14 protein-coding genes and 1 tRNA gene are annotated in these 15967 nt (G+C 34.2%); 10 read left to right on the top strand and 5 right to left on the bottom strand.

Annotated features, from left to right (window positions below; translation table 11 throughout):
• Positions 1-170 precede the first annotated feature (170 nt).
• From ACIQ0M_RS13970 to ACIQ0M_RS13945, 6 genes are all read left to right on the top strand, one after another.
• Positions 171-1178: an AAA family ATPase gene (locus ACIQ0M_RS13970; RefSeq protein WP_396153295.1), complete on the top strand. Its 1008-nt coding sequence runs from the start codon at positions 171-173 to the stop codon at positions 1176-1178.
• A gap of 11 nt (positions 1179-1189) precedes the next feature.
• Positions 1190-2524: a DUF58 domain-containing protein gene (locus ACIQ0M_RS13965; protein ID WP_396153293.1), complete on the top strand. Its 1335-nt coding sequence runs from the start codon at positions 1190-1192 to the stop codon at positions 2522-2524.
• Between the two features lie 285 nt (positions 2525-2809).
• On the top strand, positions 2810-3592 hold the full coding sequence (locus ACIQ0M_RS13960; protein WP_396153291.1) for a TrmH family RNA methyltransferase: 783 nt from the start codon (positions 2810-2812) through the stop codon (positions 3590-3592).
• A 114-nt stretch (positions 3593-3706) separates the two neighbouring features.
• Complete coding sequence (locus ACIQ0M_RS13955) at positions 3707-5932, top strand: RelA/SpoT family protein (RefSeq protein WP_396153289.1); 2226 nt, start codon at positions 3707-3709, stop codon at positions 5930-5932.
• Between the two features lie 96 nt (positions 5933-6028).
• Positions 6029-6499, top strand: coding sequence for a Fur family transcriptional regulator (locus ACIQ0M_RS13950; RefSeq protein ID WP_396153287.1), 471 nt, complete (start codon positions 6029-6031; stop codon positions 6497-6499).
• A gap of 56 nt (positions 6500-6555) precedes the next feature.
• Positions 6556-7827: an adenylosuccinate synthase gene (locus ACIQ0M_RS13945; protein ID WP_396153285.1), complete on the top strand. Its 1272-nt coding sequence runs from the start codon at positions 6556-6558 to the stop codon at positions 7825-7827.
• Between the two features lie 60 nt (positions 7828-7887).
• Here ACIQ0M_RS13945 and ACIQ0M_RS13940 read toward each other — a convergent pair whose 3' ends face one another.
• A complete protein-coding gene (locus tag ACIQ0M_RS13940) occupies positions 7888-8283 on the bottom strand; it encodes an ankyrin repeat domain-containing protein (protein ID WP_396153283.1) in 396 nt (131 codons plus the stop codon).
• Positions 8284-8582: 299 nt separating this feature from the next.
• On the opposite strand from ACIQ0M_RS13940, the gene ACIQ0M_RS13935 reads away from it, so the two are divergent.
• Together ACIQ0M_RS13935 and ACIQ0M_RS13930 are read left to right on the top strand one after the other, a co-directional pair.
• A complete protein-coding gene (locus ACIQ0M_RS13935) occupies positions 8583-9791 on the top strand; it encodes an MDR family MFS transporter (RefSeq protein ID WP_396153297.1) in 1209 nt (402 codons plus the stop codon).
• An 18-nt stretch (positions 9792-9809) separates the two neighbouring features.
• Positions 9810-9968 (top strand): SsrA-binding protein, encoded by a 159-nt coding sequence (locus tag ACIQ0M_RS13930; RefSeq protein ID WP_396153281.1) that lies wholly within the window; start codon positions 9810-9812, stop codon positions 9966-9968.
• Here ACIQ0M_RS13930 and ACIQ0M_RS13925 read toward each other — a convergent pair.
• Positions 9955-10467 carry an adenine phosphoribosyltransferase gene (locus tag ACIQ0M_RS13925; protein ID WP_396153279.1) on the bottom strand — a complete coding sequence of 171 codons (513 nt, stop codon included), beginning with the start codon at positions 10465-10467 and terminating at the stop codon, positions 9955-9957. The genes ACIQ0M_RS13930 and ACIQ0M_RS13925 overlap by 14 nt on opposite strands.
• Before the next feature lie 69 nt (positions 10468-10536).
• Here ACIQ0M_RS13925 and ACIQ0M_RS13920 point away from each other — a divergent pair.
• Together ACIQ0M_RS13920 and ACIQ0M_RS13915 are read left to right on the top strand one after the other, a co-directional pair.
• Positions 10537-10610, top strand: a tRNA-Arg gene (locus tag ACIQ0M_RS13920).
• Positions 10611-10806: 196 nt separating this feature from the next.
• The gene (locus tag ACIQ0M_RS13915) at positions 10807-11379 is read left to right on the top strand and encodes a pentapeptide repeat-containing protein (protein ID WP_396153277.1); all 573 of its coding nucleotides are present in this window, start codon (positions 10807-10809) and stop codon (positions 11377-11379) included.
• A gap of 1 nt (position 11380) precedes the next feature.
• Here the strand turns inward: ACIQ0M_RS13915 and ACIQ0M_RS13910 are convergent, their stop codons facing one another.
• From ACIQ0M_RS13910 to ACIQ0M_RS13900, 3 genes are all read right to left on the bottom strand, one after another.
• Positions 11381-13258 (bottom strand): OmpA family protein, encoded by a 1878-nt coding sequence (locus ACIQ0M_RS13910; RefSeq protein ID WP_396153276.1) that lies wholly within the window; start codon positions 13256-13258, stop codon positions 11381-11383.
• Between the two features lie 11 nt (positions 13259-13269).
• Entirely contained in the window at positions 13270-14211 is a 942-nt protein-coding gene (locus tag ACIQ0M_RS13905; RefSeq protein ID WP_396153274.1) for a type IX secretion system membrane protein PorP/SprF, read from the bottom strand.
• A gap of 14 nt (positions 14212-14225) precedes the next feature.
• Positions 14226-15967 (bottom strand): gliding motility-associated C-terminal domain-containing protein (locus tag ACIQ0M_RS13900; protein ID WP_396153272.1); only part of this gene is annotated, 1742 nt, incomplete at its 5' end.

The following is a 15967-nucleotide window of genomic DNA, read 5'->3' as shown; positions in this document are numbered from 1 at the left end:
AATCCATTTAATCCTTTAAAATCCGTGTGCCATTAAAAAAAGTAAAAACAAAACACAATTTTAAACCAAATGAAATCCGCTAAAATCCATTTTTGCATCAGCAAACAAAAAAGAAATCAGCGTAAATCCATTTAATCCTTTAAAATCCGTGTGCCATTAAAAAAAACAATATGGAAGAAAACCTAATTCCTTCACAACCAGAAGACACCGTCAACTTTGAATCCCGCATCGATTTAAAACCCTTGCAGGAAAGTATTCAAGCCATCAAACAAGAATTAAACACCGTCATCGTTGGTCAACATAAAATGATCGATCAATTGTTGGTCGCTATTTTATCCAATGGTCATGTTTTGCTTGAAGGTGTTCCCGGAGTAGCTAAAACCATTACGGCAAAATTATTAGCCAAAACCTTGAGTATTGGGTTTAGCCGAATTCAATTTACACCCGATTTAATGCCATCGGATATTTTGGGAACTTCCGTTTTCGATTTAAAAAAATCAGAATTTGAATTCAAAAAAGGACCCATTTTTTCAAACCTAATTTTAATTGATGAAATCAACCGTGCTCCTGCCAAAACGCAAGCCGCTTTGTTTGAAGTAATGGAAGAACGCCAAATTACAATGGACGGAACCACCTATGCAATGACCGCTCCTTTCCTAGTAATTGCCACTCAAAACCCAATTGAACAAGAAGGAACGTATCGCTTACCGGAAGCTCAATTGGACCGATTTCTGTTTAAAATCAACATCGATTATCCAAAATTGGAAGAAGAAATCAACATTCTTCAAAAAGAACATGCGTTGTTGAGCGAAAATAAATTGGGTAATATCAAAACCTTACTTTCTGCAGAAGCTATTCAACAATTTCAGGTTTTAGTAAAACAAGTTATTGTAGAACCTAATTTATTGGAATACATCGCTAAATTGGTTGTCAAAACCAGAGAAAACGGATTTTTGTATTTAGGAGCTTCACCAAGAGCATCGATTGCTATTTTAAACGCCGCAAAAGGTTTCGCTGCTCTTCGCGGAAGAGATTTTGTGACACCGGAAGACATCAAAGAAGCTGCTATTCCAGTATTACAACACCGTGTAATTGTAACACCCGAACGCGAAATGGAGGGCATTACTAGTAAGGAAATCATTCAACAAATTATTGAATCTATTGAGATTCCAAGATAAAATCAATCGTTTTGAAAAAAGGGTTTAAACAGCTTTACATCAATAATTTCTTTTTCTACTTGCTGGGAAGCATCGTGGCTGTATTTATTGTGAGTTTCTTTTTTCCGGTTTTTTATAATGTAGCTTGGTATTTTTTACTCATAACACTATCCTTTTTTATATTGGATATCATCATCCTTTTTACTGCCAAAACCGGAGTTGAAGCCACCCGAATTGCACCGGAAAAACTATCGAACGGTGATGAAAATCCCATCAGCATTTCTATCCGAAATTATTACACGTTTGCTATTTTTACTAAAATAATTGATGAAATTCCGTTTCAATTTCAAGTGCGAAATTTCGAAATTAGTAGAAAAATCAAAGCTTCTTCACAAGATGACATTCAGTATTTTCTTCGTCCCGTAGAACGGGGTGAATATGTTTTTGGCAATTTGAATGTTTACATTTCTTCTCCTTTACGGATCATTTCTCGTCGATTTACCTTCAACAAAGACCAAATGGTGCCCACTTATCCATCCTACATTCAGTTACGAAAGTATGATTTGATGGCTTTTTCTAACAATTTGTTTCAATATGGTGTGAAGAAAATCCGCCGAATTGGTCACACGATGGAATTTGAGCAAATCAAAGAATACATTCAAGGCGATGACATCCGAACATTGAATTGGAAAGCCACAGCCAAGAAAAACAGTTTGATGGTCAACCAATTTCAAGACGAAAAATCCCAGTCGGTTTACATGATTATTGATAAAGGACGTGTGATGAAAATGCCGTTTAATGGTTTGAGTTTGTTGGATTATGCCATCAATGCTACTTTAGTTTTATCGAATGTAATTCTGAAAAAACACGACAAAGCCGGCATGTTTACTTTCTCCAAAAAGGTTGAAAACAGAGTCGTTACTGAAAAACGTTCCTCGCAAATGCAATTGATTATGGAATGTTTATACAACATCAAAACCGACTTTTTTGAAAGCGATTTCAGTCGATTATACACCGATGTGAAGAAAAACATCAACCAACGGAGCTTACTTTTACTTTATACTAATTTTGAAACGTTAGATGGATTGCACCGACAATTGCCCTATTTAAAAGGAATTGCAAAAAATCACTTGCTTGTGATTGTCTTTTTTCAAAACACAGAACTCAATGATCTCATTCACAAAAAAGCAGAAACTGTTCAGGAAGTGTATGACAAAGTCATCGCCGAAAAATTCATGTTCGAAAAACGCCTAATCGTCAACGAACTCAAAAAATACGGCATATATTCCGTCCTCACGCAACCTGAAAATCTGACATTAGATACAATTAATAAATATTTGGAGATCAAAGCGAGAGGGATTTTATAGAAGTTTTCAGTCGCAGTCGCAGTTTTCGCACAATTTTGTCATTGCGAAGCAATCTCATTTCCGTGCTTTCTGTGCTTTCTGTGAGAAAAAATATCATGCAGACCTTTTATAGTAATTGAATCAAGCATTTTAGTTTTCCAATTTCTTATTTTACATCCCAATATTTGTTCATAATCAAAACTTGATAAATAAATATTTCTCACAGAAATAACAGAAATCACGAAACTTTAAACCTGAAACATAAAACATATAAATTCATATCTTTGCTAACCAAAATCCAACACTTTGAAAACCATCACTTCCGCACAAAATCCATTCATCAAATCGCTTGTTCAATTGCAGGATAAAGCCAAAACCCGCAAGCAAACCGGTACGTTTTTAATGGAAGGCAAACGCGAAATTGAATTGGCTGTAAAAGGTGGTTATCAATTAGAAACCGTTTTGTTTTTACCGGATTTGATTTCAGAAAAAGAGGTGAAAAAATTTGCTTTTTCCGATTGCATTGAAATTTCAAAGGAGGTCTATCAAAAATTAGCCTATCGCGATACAACGGAGGGAATTTTAGCCATCGCCAAATCAAAATCACATCAATTATCCAATTTAAAATTATCTGAAAATCCACTCATTTTAGTTGCCGAAGGAATCGAAAAACCCGGAAATATCGGAGCTTTATTACGAACTGCTGATGCGGCAAACATTGATGCGGTAATTATCGCCAATCCAAAAAGTGATTTATATAATCCAAATGTGGTTCGTTCGAGTGTTGGTTGTCTGTTTACCAATCAAATTGCAATGGGAACGACCGAAGATGTAATTGCATACTTAAAAAAGAATAACATTGCCATTTATTCGGCTACTTTGCAAAATTCAAATTCTTATCATTTAGAAAATTACACCACTCCTACTGCTCTGGTCGTTGGTACAGAAGCCACTGGACTAACCGAACCATGGCGGATAGAAAGCACTCAAAACATCATTATTCCCATGCAAGGTGAAATTGATTCAATGAATGTTTCGGTGGCGGCGGCAATTTTGTTGTTTGAAGCGAAAAGGCAGAGAGGGTTTTAAGCTTTTATCCAATAATACTTCTTTATTTGTGATTTCTTACTACATATTTTTTTAAAACAATCCACTTGCACAATTCAATTCAATTTTCTACTTTTAGTAAGTGAAGAATATGCCATGACAGAAATAGATATCGAACAAGAAAACAAAGCCATTGCTAAGGAATATAAAGAATTGCTCCGCATTAGTTATCAAACACTTACACCGGAAGACAAAAAAATAATCCGAAAAGCATTTGACGTGGCGGTAGAAGCCCATAAAGACCAACGGCGTAAATCAGGAGAAGCGTATATTTTCCATCCTATTGCTGTGGCTAAGATTGTAGCCTCAGAAATTGGTTTGGGAGCCACAGCTATTGCTGCTGCCTTAATGCATGATGTGGTAGAAGATTCGCCAATTACCGTTGCCGAAATTGAAAAAATGTTTAATCCGAAAATTGCTCAGTTAGTGGACGGATTAACCAAAATAGCGAAAGTAAAAACCGATCAGGAAATTTCGATGCAAGCGGAGAATTTCCGCAAAATGCTTTTAACATTAAACGATGATGTTCGGGTAATTCTTATCAAATTGGCTGACCGTTTGCACAACATGCAGACGATGGAATCAATGGTGGATTATAAGCAGGCAAAAATTGCTTCGGAAACACTTTATATCTATGCTCCTCTCGCCCATCGATTGGGATTATATAACATCAAATCGAAATTAGAAGATTTGGGTTTAAAATATACCGAACCCGATGTTTATACGGACATCGTGAGCAAAATGAAGGAAAGCAAGGAAGAACAAGAAGCTTACATTACTTCTATTTCCGATGTTTTAAAAAAATCATTGGACGAAGAAGGTATTGAATATACGATCAAAGGTCGCCCAAAATCTATATATTCTATTCGCCGAAAAATGTTGGCTCAAGGGGTTTCGTTTGATGAAGTGTATGACAAATTTGCGTTGCGAATTGTTTACAAATCCAATCAACATGATGAAAAATTTGTGGCTTGGAAAATTTATTCCATCGTAACCGATCATTACCGTCCGAGTCCGAGCCGACTACGTGATTGGATTTCTTCGCCAAAATCAACCGGTTACGAAGCTCTTCATATCACTGTGATGGGTCCAAAAGGTAGATGGGTTGAAATACAGGTTCGTTCGAAACGAATGGATGAAATTGCAGAAAAAGGCTATGCGGCTCATTATAAATACAAACAAGGAATTTCAGAAGAAAACACGTTGGATACTTGGCTTAATTTATTAAAAGAAGCCTTAGAAAATTCAACTTCGAATGCAGTTGACTTTGTAGAAGATTTTAAGTTAAATTTATATTCCAAAGAAATTTATGTTTTTACACCTAAAGGAGAAATAAAATCGCTTCCTAAAGGGGCGACTTCATTGGATTTTGCGTTCAGTATTCACTCTGAAATTGGTGTAAGAACTCGTGGAACTAGAGTGAACGGAAAACTAGTTCCGCTCAATCATGTGCTCAACAGCGGTGATCAAATTGAAGTGATTACGTCTCCCAATCAAAAACCAAATGCACATTGGTTAGATTATGTAACGACATCCAGAGCAAAAAATAAAATTAAAAATGTTCTTAACGAAGACACCAAAAAAATTGCGGAAGACGGTAAAGAATTGCTCACTCGAAAACTTCGTCATTTAAAAGTAACATTAAACGAAAACACTATCAATGAATTAGTGGTTTATTTTAAACTTAAAACCAGTTTAGATTTATTTTACAGAGTAGGAATTGGAACAATTGACAACCAGCAGTTAAAAGATTTTGCAGCTCAAAAAAGCAGTACTTTAATGAACTTCTTCAAGAAAATAAAGCGTTCACCAAGTGTAGCTCCTGAGCAAATTCAAAAATATGAGTTGAGCAAAAATTTTGATATGCTTGTTTTTGGTGCAGAACAAGATAAATTGGATTATAAATTATCGAGTTGCTGTAACCCAATTCCGGGTGATGATGTCTTTGGTTTTTTAACAATTAATGACGGAATTAAAGTGCATAAGAAAGATTGCCCGAATGCTATTAGTTTACAATCCAATTATGCTTACAGAATAATTCAAGCCAAATGGATTGATTCTTCACAAGAAGATTTCAAAGCGGTTTTAAAAATTACGGGAATGGACACGTTAGGATTAACCAACGAACTTACAAAGGTAATTTCCAACCAAATGCATGTAAATATTCAAAGTATTTCACTAAGTGGTGAGGCAGGTATTTTTAACGGACAAGTAACGGTTGTTGTTCAAAACAATACCATTTTGAAACGTTTAATTGAGAACATCAAAAAAATTGATGGTATTGATAAAGTTACTCGGGTAACAAATGCAAAATTGAATTAATTATTGACATATTTTGTTAATAATCTGAGTTGAAATATCAATCGGATAATCGTCAAAATATAAAAATAGTGTATCTTTGCAGATATGGAAAATCCTATGGAAAACAGTAAAAATCAGGATATCGTTAAAAACGTTTTCACCAAGTTTTTGGAAGAAAAAGGACATCGCAAAACACCCGAGCGGTATGCTATTCTTCAAGAAATATACAATAGTTTAGAGCATTTTGATATTGAATCGTTGTATATTAAAATGAAAAACAAAAACTATCGTGTGAGTCGTGCCACGTTATACAACACGATTGAATTACTTTTAGATTGTGGCTTGGTGAGAAGACATCAATTTGGTCAAAATCAAGCTCATTATGAAAAATCCTATTTTGACAAGCAACATGACCATATCATTATGACTGATACGGGAGAAGTGATTGAATTTTGTGACCCACGAATTCAGCAAATTAAAAAAACAATTGAAGAAATTTTTGGAATAGAAATACACAACCATTCGCTTTATTTATACGGAAACAAAAAAACAGTTACTATTGAAAATCCAGTAGTACCATCAGAATAAAAAACAACACAACTAAATCAGGGAAAAATTCCCTAAACAAAACAACCAACTAAAAAATGACTGTAGATTTATTGCTCGGCCTGCAATGGGGAGACGAAGGAAAAGGAAAAATTGTAGACGTTCTAACTTCAAAATATGATATCATCGCCCGCTTTCAGGGTGGTCCGAATGCAGGACATACGTTAGAGTTTGATGGAATTAAACACGTGTTGAGAACAATTCCATCCGGAATTTTCCATAAAAATGCAATTAATATTATTGGAAACGGAGTGGTAATGGACCCTGTCGTTTTTCAAAAAGAATTAGAAGGATTGGAAAAATTCAACATGGATGTTAAGTCCAAATTATTGATTTCCAGAAAAGCACATTTAATTTTACCTACTCATCGATTGTTAGACGCCGCTTCGGAAGCATCCAAAGGAAAAGCAAAAATCGGATCTACATTAAAAGGAATTGGTCCAACTTATATGGACAAAACCGGAAGAAACGGAATTCGCATTGGCGATATTGAACTAGCGGATTTTAAAGAACGTTACCGTTCATTGGCAGACAAACATGAAGCCATGATTTCCTTTTATGATGTCGATTTAGAATATGATTTAAAAGAAATGGAAGATGAGTTTTTCGCTTCCATCGAAGTTTTAAAATCGCTTACTTTCATTGATAGTGAAGAATATTTAAACCAAGCCATCAAATCCGGAAAATCTATTCTGTGTGAAGGTGCTCAGGGTTCTTTGTTAGATATTGATTTTGGAACATATCCATTTGTAACCTCTTCCAACACGACAGCTGCGGGAGCTTGCACCGGACTAGGTATAGCTCCTAATAAAGTGAATGATGTTTTTGGAATCTTTAAAGCATATACCACAAGAGTTGGAAGCGGTCCATTCCCTACTGAATTATTTGACGAAAACGGACAAACCATGGCAAAAGTAGGAAACGAATTTGGTTCGGTTACCGGTAGAGCCAGACGTTGTGGATGGTTAGACTTAGTTGCTTTAAAATATGCGGTTCAAGTTAATGGTGTAACCGCTTTATATATGATGAAAGGCGATGTCCTTTCAGGGTTTAAAACACTACAAGTATGTACTGCTTACAATTACAAAGGAAAGCAAATTAGTCACTTTCCCTACAATATTGAACCGGAAAATGTAGAGCCTATTTATACTGAAATGAAAGGTTGGCAAGCTGATTTGACGGGAATGACTACTTATGAAGAACTTCCAATAGAATTAAAAACTTACATAGAATTTATTGAAAAGGAACTTGAAGTTCCAATAAAAGTGGTTTCAGTTGGACCGGATAGAAAACAAACTATTTTGAAATAAAAAAAATCCCATCTGCTCAAAAGATGGGATTTTTAATTTACAACTAACCTAAACCAATTTTTATTTTCTTGAATAATTTTTTAAAAGTTCCACTGCCTCTGTTGCTTTTGAATTTTCAGCATGATTCAAGGCGGTAAAACCTCTTTCATCTTTAACTTTAAGGTTTGCTCCTTTTTCTAAGAGCAATTTGATAATTTCAACTTGATTGTAGCGAGCAGCATACATTAATGGTGTTAATCCGTTGGTTGTTTCATTGATATCAGCACCGTATTCAATGAATTTTTTTACCACATCTATTTCTCCTTTACTAATAGCAACACAAAGTGGGGTGGCGTAGTATTTTGCATAAACACTAACTTCCGTTTTTGAAGCAATTAAGTTTCCGTTGTTAGCTGCATTAGCTAATGTACCAAAACCCAAAAGGGCAATTCCTAAGTAAACAATTGATTTTTTCATGATGTTCGTTTTTTGATTAATGATTGATTAATTTTTGATGATTGATATAATAATAGACGACGGTAATCTACAATTGTTACATTATTAATTATTAATAACAAATTTTTAACAAACTAAATAATTAGATAAGGTTCAATCATATAAAGATGAGCTTATAAAAAATCAAACTCAATTTTAAAAATAATTAAACTTAATTAGGTTTTAAAACATATCAATGAAAAGTCAAACAAAAAACCTTACTAAATTATAATTTTCAAACGTATTCAAGTTCGTACATTTGTAAAGTAGAATTCAACATGATGCTAAAAAAAGCTTTTTCAAGATATGTCAATAATTTTCGTGGTTTTACACGAGAAATTTGGATTTTAACGATTATAACATTTATTAATCGAGCCGGAACTATGGTACTTCCATTTTTATCCAAATATTTAAAAGAAGACTTAGAATTTTCCTATCAACAAGTAGGTTGGATTATGGTTTGTTTCGGGACCGGTTCAATGATTGGCTCATGGGTTGGCGGAAAATTAGCAGATAAAGTTGGATTTTACAAAGTGATGATATTTAGTTTAATGAGTACAGGATTACTGTTGTTTATCTTTCCTTTTATCACTGATTTTGCTTCACTTTGTATTGCTTGGTTTTTTGTGATGATCATTGCAGATATGTTTCGACCGGCTATGTTTGTTTCTCTAGGAGCTTATGCGAAACCTGAAAACCGAACCAGGGCTTTAACCTTAGTTAGACTAGCTGTAAATTTAGGTTTTGCAGCAGGTCCTGCTTTAGGTGGTTTAATTATCATGAATATTGGGTATGCCGGATTATTTTGGGTGGATGGTGGTACCTGTATCCTTGCCATTTCCATTTTTTGGCTATTGGTAAAAGAAAAGAAAAAACCAATTAATGAACACATTGATACATTTGAAGAGCCAAGACAATCGGTTTTTAAAGATCGTCCTTTTTGGGTGTTCTTATTTGTGAGTTTTGTAACTGGTATGATTTTTTTTCAATTATTTACCACTCTTCCATTATATAACAATGAGCAATATGGTTTAACAGAATTTGAAATTGGATTGTTAATGACTTTGAATGGTTTGCTTGTTTTTCTTTTAGAAATGCCGATTGTGAGTTATTTTGAACGAAATAAGGTTAATAAAATGAAGATTGTTTTATTGGGTTCATTGTGCATGGCATTAGGTTTTTATGCACTAATTATCAATGTTTGGGCCGGTATTTTAGTAATTAATATTTTATTTTTGACTTTTGGTGAAATGTTTGCTTTTCCCTTTTCAAACTCCTTTGCTTTGAGTAGAGCTCCCAGAGGACATGAAGGTCGTTATATGGCACTTTATACCATGACCTTTAGTTTGGCTCATATTGTGAGTTCCAAAATGGGTATGCAACTTATTGCTTTATATGGTTATCAAGTGAATTGGTTGGTGATGGGTTCATGCGGAATGATTGCCGTTTTGTGTTCGATTTGGGTGATAAAGATGGTTCGTTTAGAGTAAATAATTTATATTTGGCACATGTTTGTAATTTTATCCAAAATCAATAAAATATTTCTTCCCAGTTTTACCAAGCAACGACTGGATTTAGCCAAAGCCAAAAAATGGCAATTGGCTATAATTGGCTGGCGTTATTGTGTCACTACGAGAGCTTTGGACAAAAAAATTAGTAAGTTATAGCCGCAAAAATAGGATATTCTTTAATTTTATCTCTTCCGTTAAGGAAAGAAAGTTCCATTAAAAAATTAACTTGCACAATTTCTCCACCTAATTTTTCTACCAACTCACACACCGCTTGAGCCGTTCCTCCGGTGGCTAAAACATCATCATGAATAAGTACCCTATCCCCTTTTTGAATGGCATCAATGTGAATTTCCAAAGAATCTGTCCCATATTCCAAAGCATAAGAGGCAGAAATGGTTTCAAAAGGCAATTTTTTAGGTTTTCGTACAGGAATAAAACCGGCTTTAAAGTGATGAGCTAAAAGGGTGGCAAAAAAGAATCCTCTACTTTCTACTCCTACTACTTTATCAATTTTGACATCATTTAAACTATTGATTAGCAATTGCAAACATTCAGTTGTTCCCTCTGGACTGGCTAAAAGTGGCGTTATGTCTTTAAAAATTATTCCGGGTTTTGGAAAATCTACTATATCACGAATGTAATGTTCAAGTGCCATAAAAGTTGGTTTTATTTGAAATTTGGTTTGCAAGTTACACAAAAATACCTATATTTGCACCCGCATTAAGGCCTCGTGGCGCAACTGAATAGCGCATCTGATTACGGCTCAGAAGGTTACTGGTTTGAATCCAGTCGAGGTCACTTAAGAATGAAAAGCCCAAGCGAAAGCTTAGGGCTTTTTTGTTAGTAATTTTGAATGTTGAGCTTGCTCATATAATTCAAAATTACTAACAAAAAAGTATTTCAATCTTTGATTGAAAAACCTTTTCATTTCCACCAGGGAGTTTATTCTGAATCAACTGTGTTAATCCAGTCAAGGTCACGAAAAAATAGCAAAATGAAAACAGATTACACTTATAACGAAGAAATAAACGATATTGTTTATGAAAATTCTTCTATTCGCTACAAAGAGTTTGAACAATGCATTTTTAGAAACTGCGATTTTACAGCTTGTGATTTTGCAGGAGTAATTTTCGTAGAATGCACATTTTATGATTGCAACTTCAAAGAAACCAAAATTAATTATGTATCTTTAAGAGATGTTGAATTTGTTGGGTGTGATTTTACATCGGTTAATTTTGCAATGACCGACCAGGTAATTTACAATTTCAATTTTACAAATTGCTTATTGGATTACGCTCAATTTTATGCTTTAAAGCTTAAAAAAATGCAGTTTATTAATTGCAGCATGATTTCGGTTGATTTTATGAATAGTGATTTAACCGAGGCATTGTTTGACAACTGTAACTTAAGAAGAGCTGTTTTTATTGACACAAACTTACAAAAAACCGATTTTTATTCAAGCTATGATTTCATCATAGACCCCGAAAAAAATAAAATGAAAAGAGCAATCTTTTCAACTGAAGGATTGAAAGGATTGCTCGCTAAATATGATTTGATAATCAAATAATTTATTTCAAAATAATAAATTCACAACGACGGTTGATTGAATGTTCTACTTCGGAACAATTATCGCCACATTTAATCAATGGCACACGTTCACCATATCCTTTTGAACGCATACGATTTCTATCAATTCCATTAGAAACTAAATATTCTAGAGCAGCTCCGGCTCTGTCTTGTGATAATCGTAAATTATAAGCATCAGAGGCACGTGAGTCGGTATGAGCTCCTAACTCTATCACCATTCTTGGATACTTTTTCATTATGGCGACCAACACATCCAATGTTCGAGCCGCTTCTTCTTTAATATCCCATTTGTTTAAATCAAAATAAATGTTTTCTAACTGAATATAGACTAATCCATCGTCTTTGGTTACAATGATTTCTTCGGCATCATCATAGGATTCAATTTCTAATTCGATGGTAAAACGAACACGTCCATCATCGGTGGTTTCAAAAATTTCCTCTTTCGAAGCATAAAAATCTCTGTCAGCAACAATCTTGTATTTTGTGTTAGGTTCAGTATTAAAAACATAATCGGCATCTTCACCAACTACTAATTGACCTATCAATTTATTATTCATATCATACAAAGTAACTGTTGTTCCTGGCAACAATTCTTTAGTCACTTTATCACGAACATCACCTTCTACAATAAATCTTCGCTCGTTTTCTTCTCTGATAAACGAATATAAATTATCGGTTCCTTTACGATTAGAAGCAAAATAACCTAAGTTTTCACCGGGTTTTAAAACATAGGCAAAGTCATCCATCCCAGTATTGATCGTTTCACCCAAATTAATTGGTTTTGCAAACACGTTATCATAAACTCTAGCCATAAAGATATCCAAGCCACCCAAACCTTGTAAACCATCGGAAGCAAAGTACAACGTTCCATCCTCACCAATAAATGGAAATTGTTCGCGGTGAATAGTGTTGATATTATCCCCTAAATTTTGAGGTTCAGAATATGTACCATCATCTAAAATTTCTACATAAAATATATCAAATGAACCAAGTGAGCCATTTCTATCACTTGAAAAATATAATTTTTTTTCATCCACACTTAAAGCCGGATGTTGCGTAGAAAATTGATCGCTCGAAAAGGGTAATTCCAATACGTTTGTCCATTCATTTTCAATCAACTCTGCCCTAAAAAGCTTAACCGATGCGAATTTTTCTTCACCTACTTGCACTTGCTTATCATTGGTTCTACTAAAGTACATGGTTTTTCCATCTTTCGTAAAAACAGCATTACTTTCATGCGTTTTGGTATTAATTTGTTCTGAAAAAGGCTTAATATTTTCTAAAATACCTTCTTTAGAAACTGTTGCTTCATACAAATCCAAATAAGGTTTTTCATTCCATTTGTACAACGGACTTTCAGCATTTCTGAGCGAAGCAAAAACAACTTTCTCTCCAAAAATTGAAATTCCGAAATCGCCAGTACTATTACTTTTTGTCATTTGATTGACTTTATAATTGTAGGGAACAATATTATTAAGATGCTCTTTAAATTTTTTAGTATCTACCGGATATTTCAAATAGTCACTCATTATTTTATCCCCACGCTCATAATCTTCCATGCCTTTTAAAGCGTGAGCATAGCGGAATAAATAGTCCGGTTTTACACTGTCTTTGTATTTAAAAACCAAATTCCCATAATTGTCTGCAGCAAACTTCATTTCAGCATTATAATAATAACAATCTCCTAGATTTTGCAGTACATTTTGTTCTTGCTTCACCTTGAATTTTTCATACATTTTTGCTGCTTCAACATAAGCTTTATTAGCAAAAAGTTCATTTGCTTTTTTAAGTGTAGCTTTTTGAGCCAATAGCAATTGACTGCAAACCATAAAGAAAAATAGTATTTTTTTGTTTTTCATTTTCACTATTTTTAGAAGAATCGTGGCGATTTATCATAACCGTTCATACTACCTTTTTTATTCAAATCGAATAAAATCATAATCTCGTGACTACCTGAATTAAATCTACCCAAGTTAGAAAGCGTATAATCATAGGCATAACCAATTCTCAAAGAAGGAGAAATTTTAAAATTCACTAATCCACTCACAGAATCATCCCAACGGTAACCAGCACCAATTTCAAAGACATTATTAATTAAAAAATTCGTTGTCACATCAAAAGACAATGGAGCTCCAGTGGCTGCTTTAGTCATAAAAGCCGGTTTAAATTTTAAATTATCATTCAAATTAAACACATATCCTCCAGTTAAAAAATAGTGAATTTCTTCCACACCGGTGGCGATAATTCCATCTTCTCTTTCCAAATGCTTGGTGCGTAATAAGTTCGGACTTGATAATCCCAAATAATAATTTTCACCAAAGTAAAATGCTCCGACTCCAATATTAGGAAATACTCTGCTTAAATTATTGGCAAAAGCCGGATCGGGCAATTCATCAGAATAAACAAAACCATCAAAAGTTGTATTAAAAAAAGTAGCTCCTCCTTTGACTCCAAAAGAGAGTTTGTTTGACTCATTTAACTTTAAAACATAGGCAAAATCAACAAACACATTCGTTTCATTCACTACATCACCAATTTGGTCATGAATGACAGAAAGTCCCATTTCTACTTTTTTCGCAATGGGAGAATGTGCAAAAAAAGAACCTGTTGTTGGTCCCCCAACCGAGCCCACCCACTGTGCACGATAAAGTGCTCCAAAATTAATAACATCAGGATTATCGGTTGCATAGGCCGGATTCAAAACACTCATATTATACATATATTGAGTGTATTGTGGATCCTGCTGTGCCACTGCCATCATTGACATCAGTAGTAGGAATAATTGAATTTTATATATCAAAAGTTTTTTCATGACTTATGTTGAAATTATCTGCTTAAATATACTCTACCTTGCAATGGTTCTCTGAAACCATCATTAAAGTTGATGATGAAGAAATAAACTCCGGCCGGAAGCTTGTTCCCTCCTATTTGAATTCCTTTATCGGATGTACCGTCCCAATCTTGCGATGCTGCATTTCCTTTATAAAGTACATTTCCATAACGATTGAATATTTCCAAATCAAAATTAGGGTAAAGTGTTCTGATGTTTTTAATCACAAAAAAGTCATTAATCCCGTCATTATTAGGAGAAAAACCGTCAGGAATAATGATTTCTGTACAATCATTAATAGATACAGTGACTTCTAATCTAGTTGTACTCTCACAACCGGTAGAAGACTGAATTGCAGCATAATAAATTTGTCCGTCTACCAAAACTGTTGAATCAGCATAGGCATTTCCGTTCGAAGGAGCATCATACCAAATAATTGTTTCGTCGGTGTTGATTCCGCTACTTAAACTAGCAATAGTGGCATTATCATCTTCACAAAATGAATTTCCTCCTTCAACAAGTTGAGGGGTTTCTACATTTTCAATTGTTAACGTTACTGAATTGAAAGTATGACCGGGTGTACCACACGCATTTCCTGTATTCGAATTGAGTTGATTAATCGAAAGTGTAATCTCTCCACTACTATTTAAGATTGTAGAAGGAATAACAAAACTAGTTTCACCATTCAAAAACTCAACAGTAATAGTCTCGTTTTGCGTAATAGCTCCGGTTATCTGATAAGTTAATTGGTATGAACCATCGGATAAGTTGGTTGCATTTGTTATTGAAACAGTTCCGTCAGAATTTGCACAAAGTGCAGACAATGCAACTAGAGCATCGGTTATAGTAGCTGCTGGTAAAATTTCAAATGAAATAGAAACGGCCGGATTTAAATTATCACAAGGAGTAGCTTCACTTGTAATAGAATTAATAGATAATACATAGGTACCGGCATTTGGAAATACAATTCCAGGAATTGTAAACTGACCGAAACCGGCAGTAATAGTAACATCTCCAGAACTCCCTGTTATCGGATTGGCGTTAGGAATAGAATAAATAAATTGATATGTTCCGTCAGCTAAACCGGTTGCTCCTGAAATCTGAACAACAACATCTATTCCTAAACAAACATTTTGAATAGTTAAGTTCGTATCGGCTAAAGTTAATCTCGGCAAAATTTCAATTGTGAAAGATAATCCGGTCAGCACAGTTTCACAATTTGTAATTGTATTTAAAATTGAATTAAAAACTAAAGTTGTTGTTCCCGGATTTACTAATTGTATCGTATCAATTTCAAAAGTCACTTCGCCTCCAGTAACTGTAAACAAAACTATTTGATTCGGTAAGTTATTGCTCCCCGTTAATGAATAATTTAGTGAATAATTTCCATCTACTAAATTAAAAATCGTAACCGTTGAATTTTCACCTTGACAAATTGGCGAAATTACGATCACGTCTTCCGGAAGAATTTCTGTTCCTTGTATAATTGTTATTTGAACAGGTTCAGAATCGGTATTACAATCCGTTGTAACCGTATATACAAAATTATATGTCCCTGGCGATAAACTGATAATCGATATTTCATTTGTAATAGTAGCACCTTCATTATTTGTCCATGTACCACCTCCTTGTTGAGTTCCATCTAATAATGTGTTTAAATCAAATGTTCCTTCTGAAGCACAAACACTTTGAATCCCTGTAAAATTTCCTGCATTTGCAGTTGATTCTATTGTTACTG

The organism is Flavobacterium sp., from assembly GCF_044339515.1.
Lineage (GTDB): Bacteria > Bacteroidota > Bacteroidia > Flavobacteriales > Flavobacteriaceae > Flavobacterium.
This window is presented reverse-complemented; position numbering and strand designations above follow the sequence as displayed.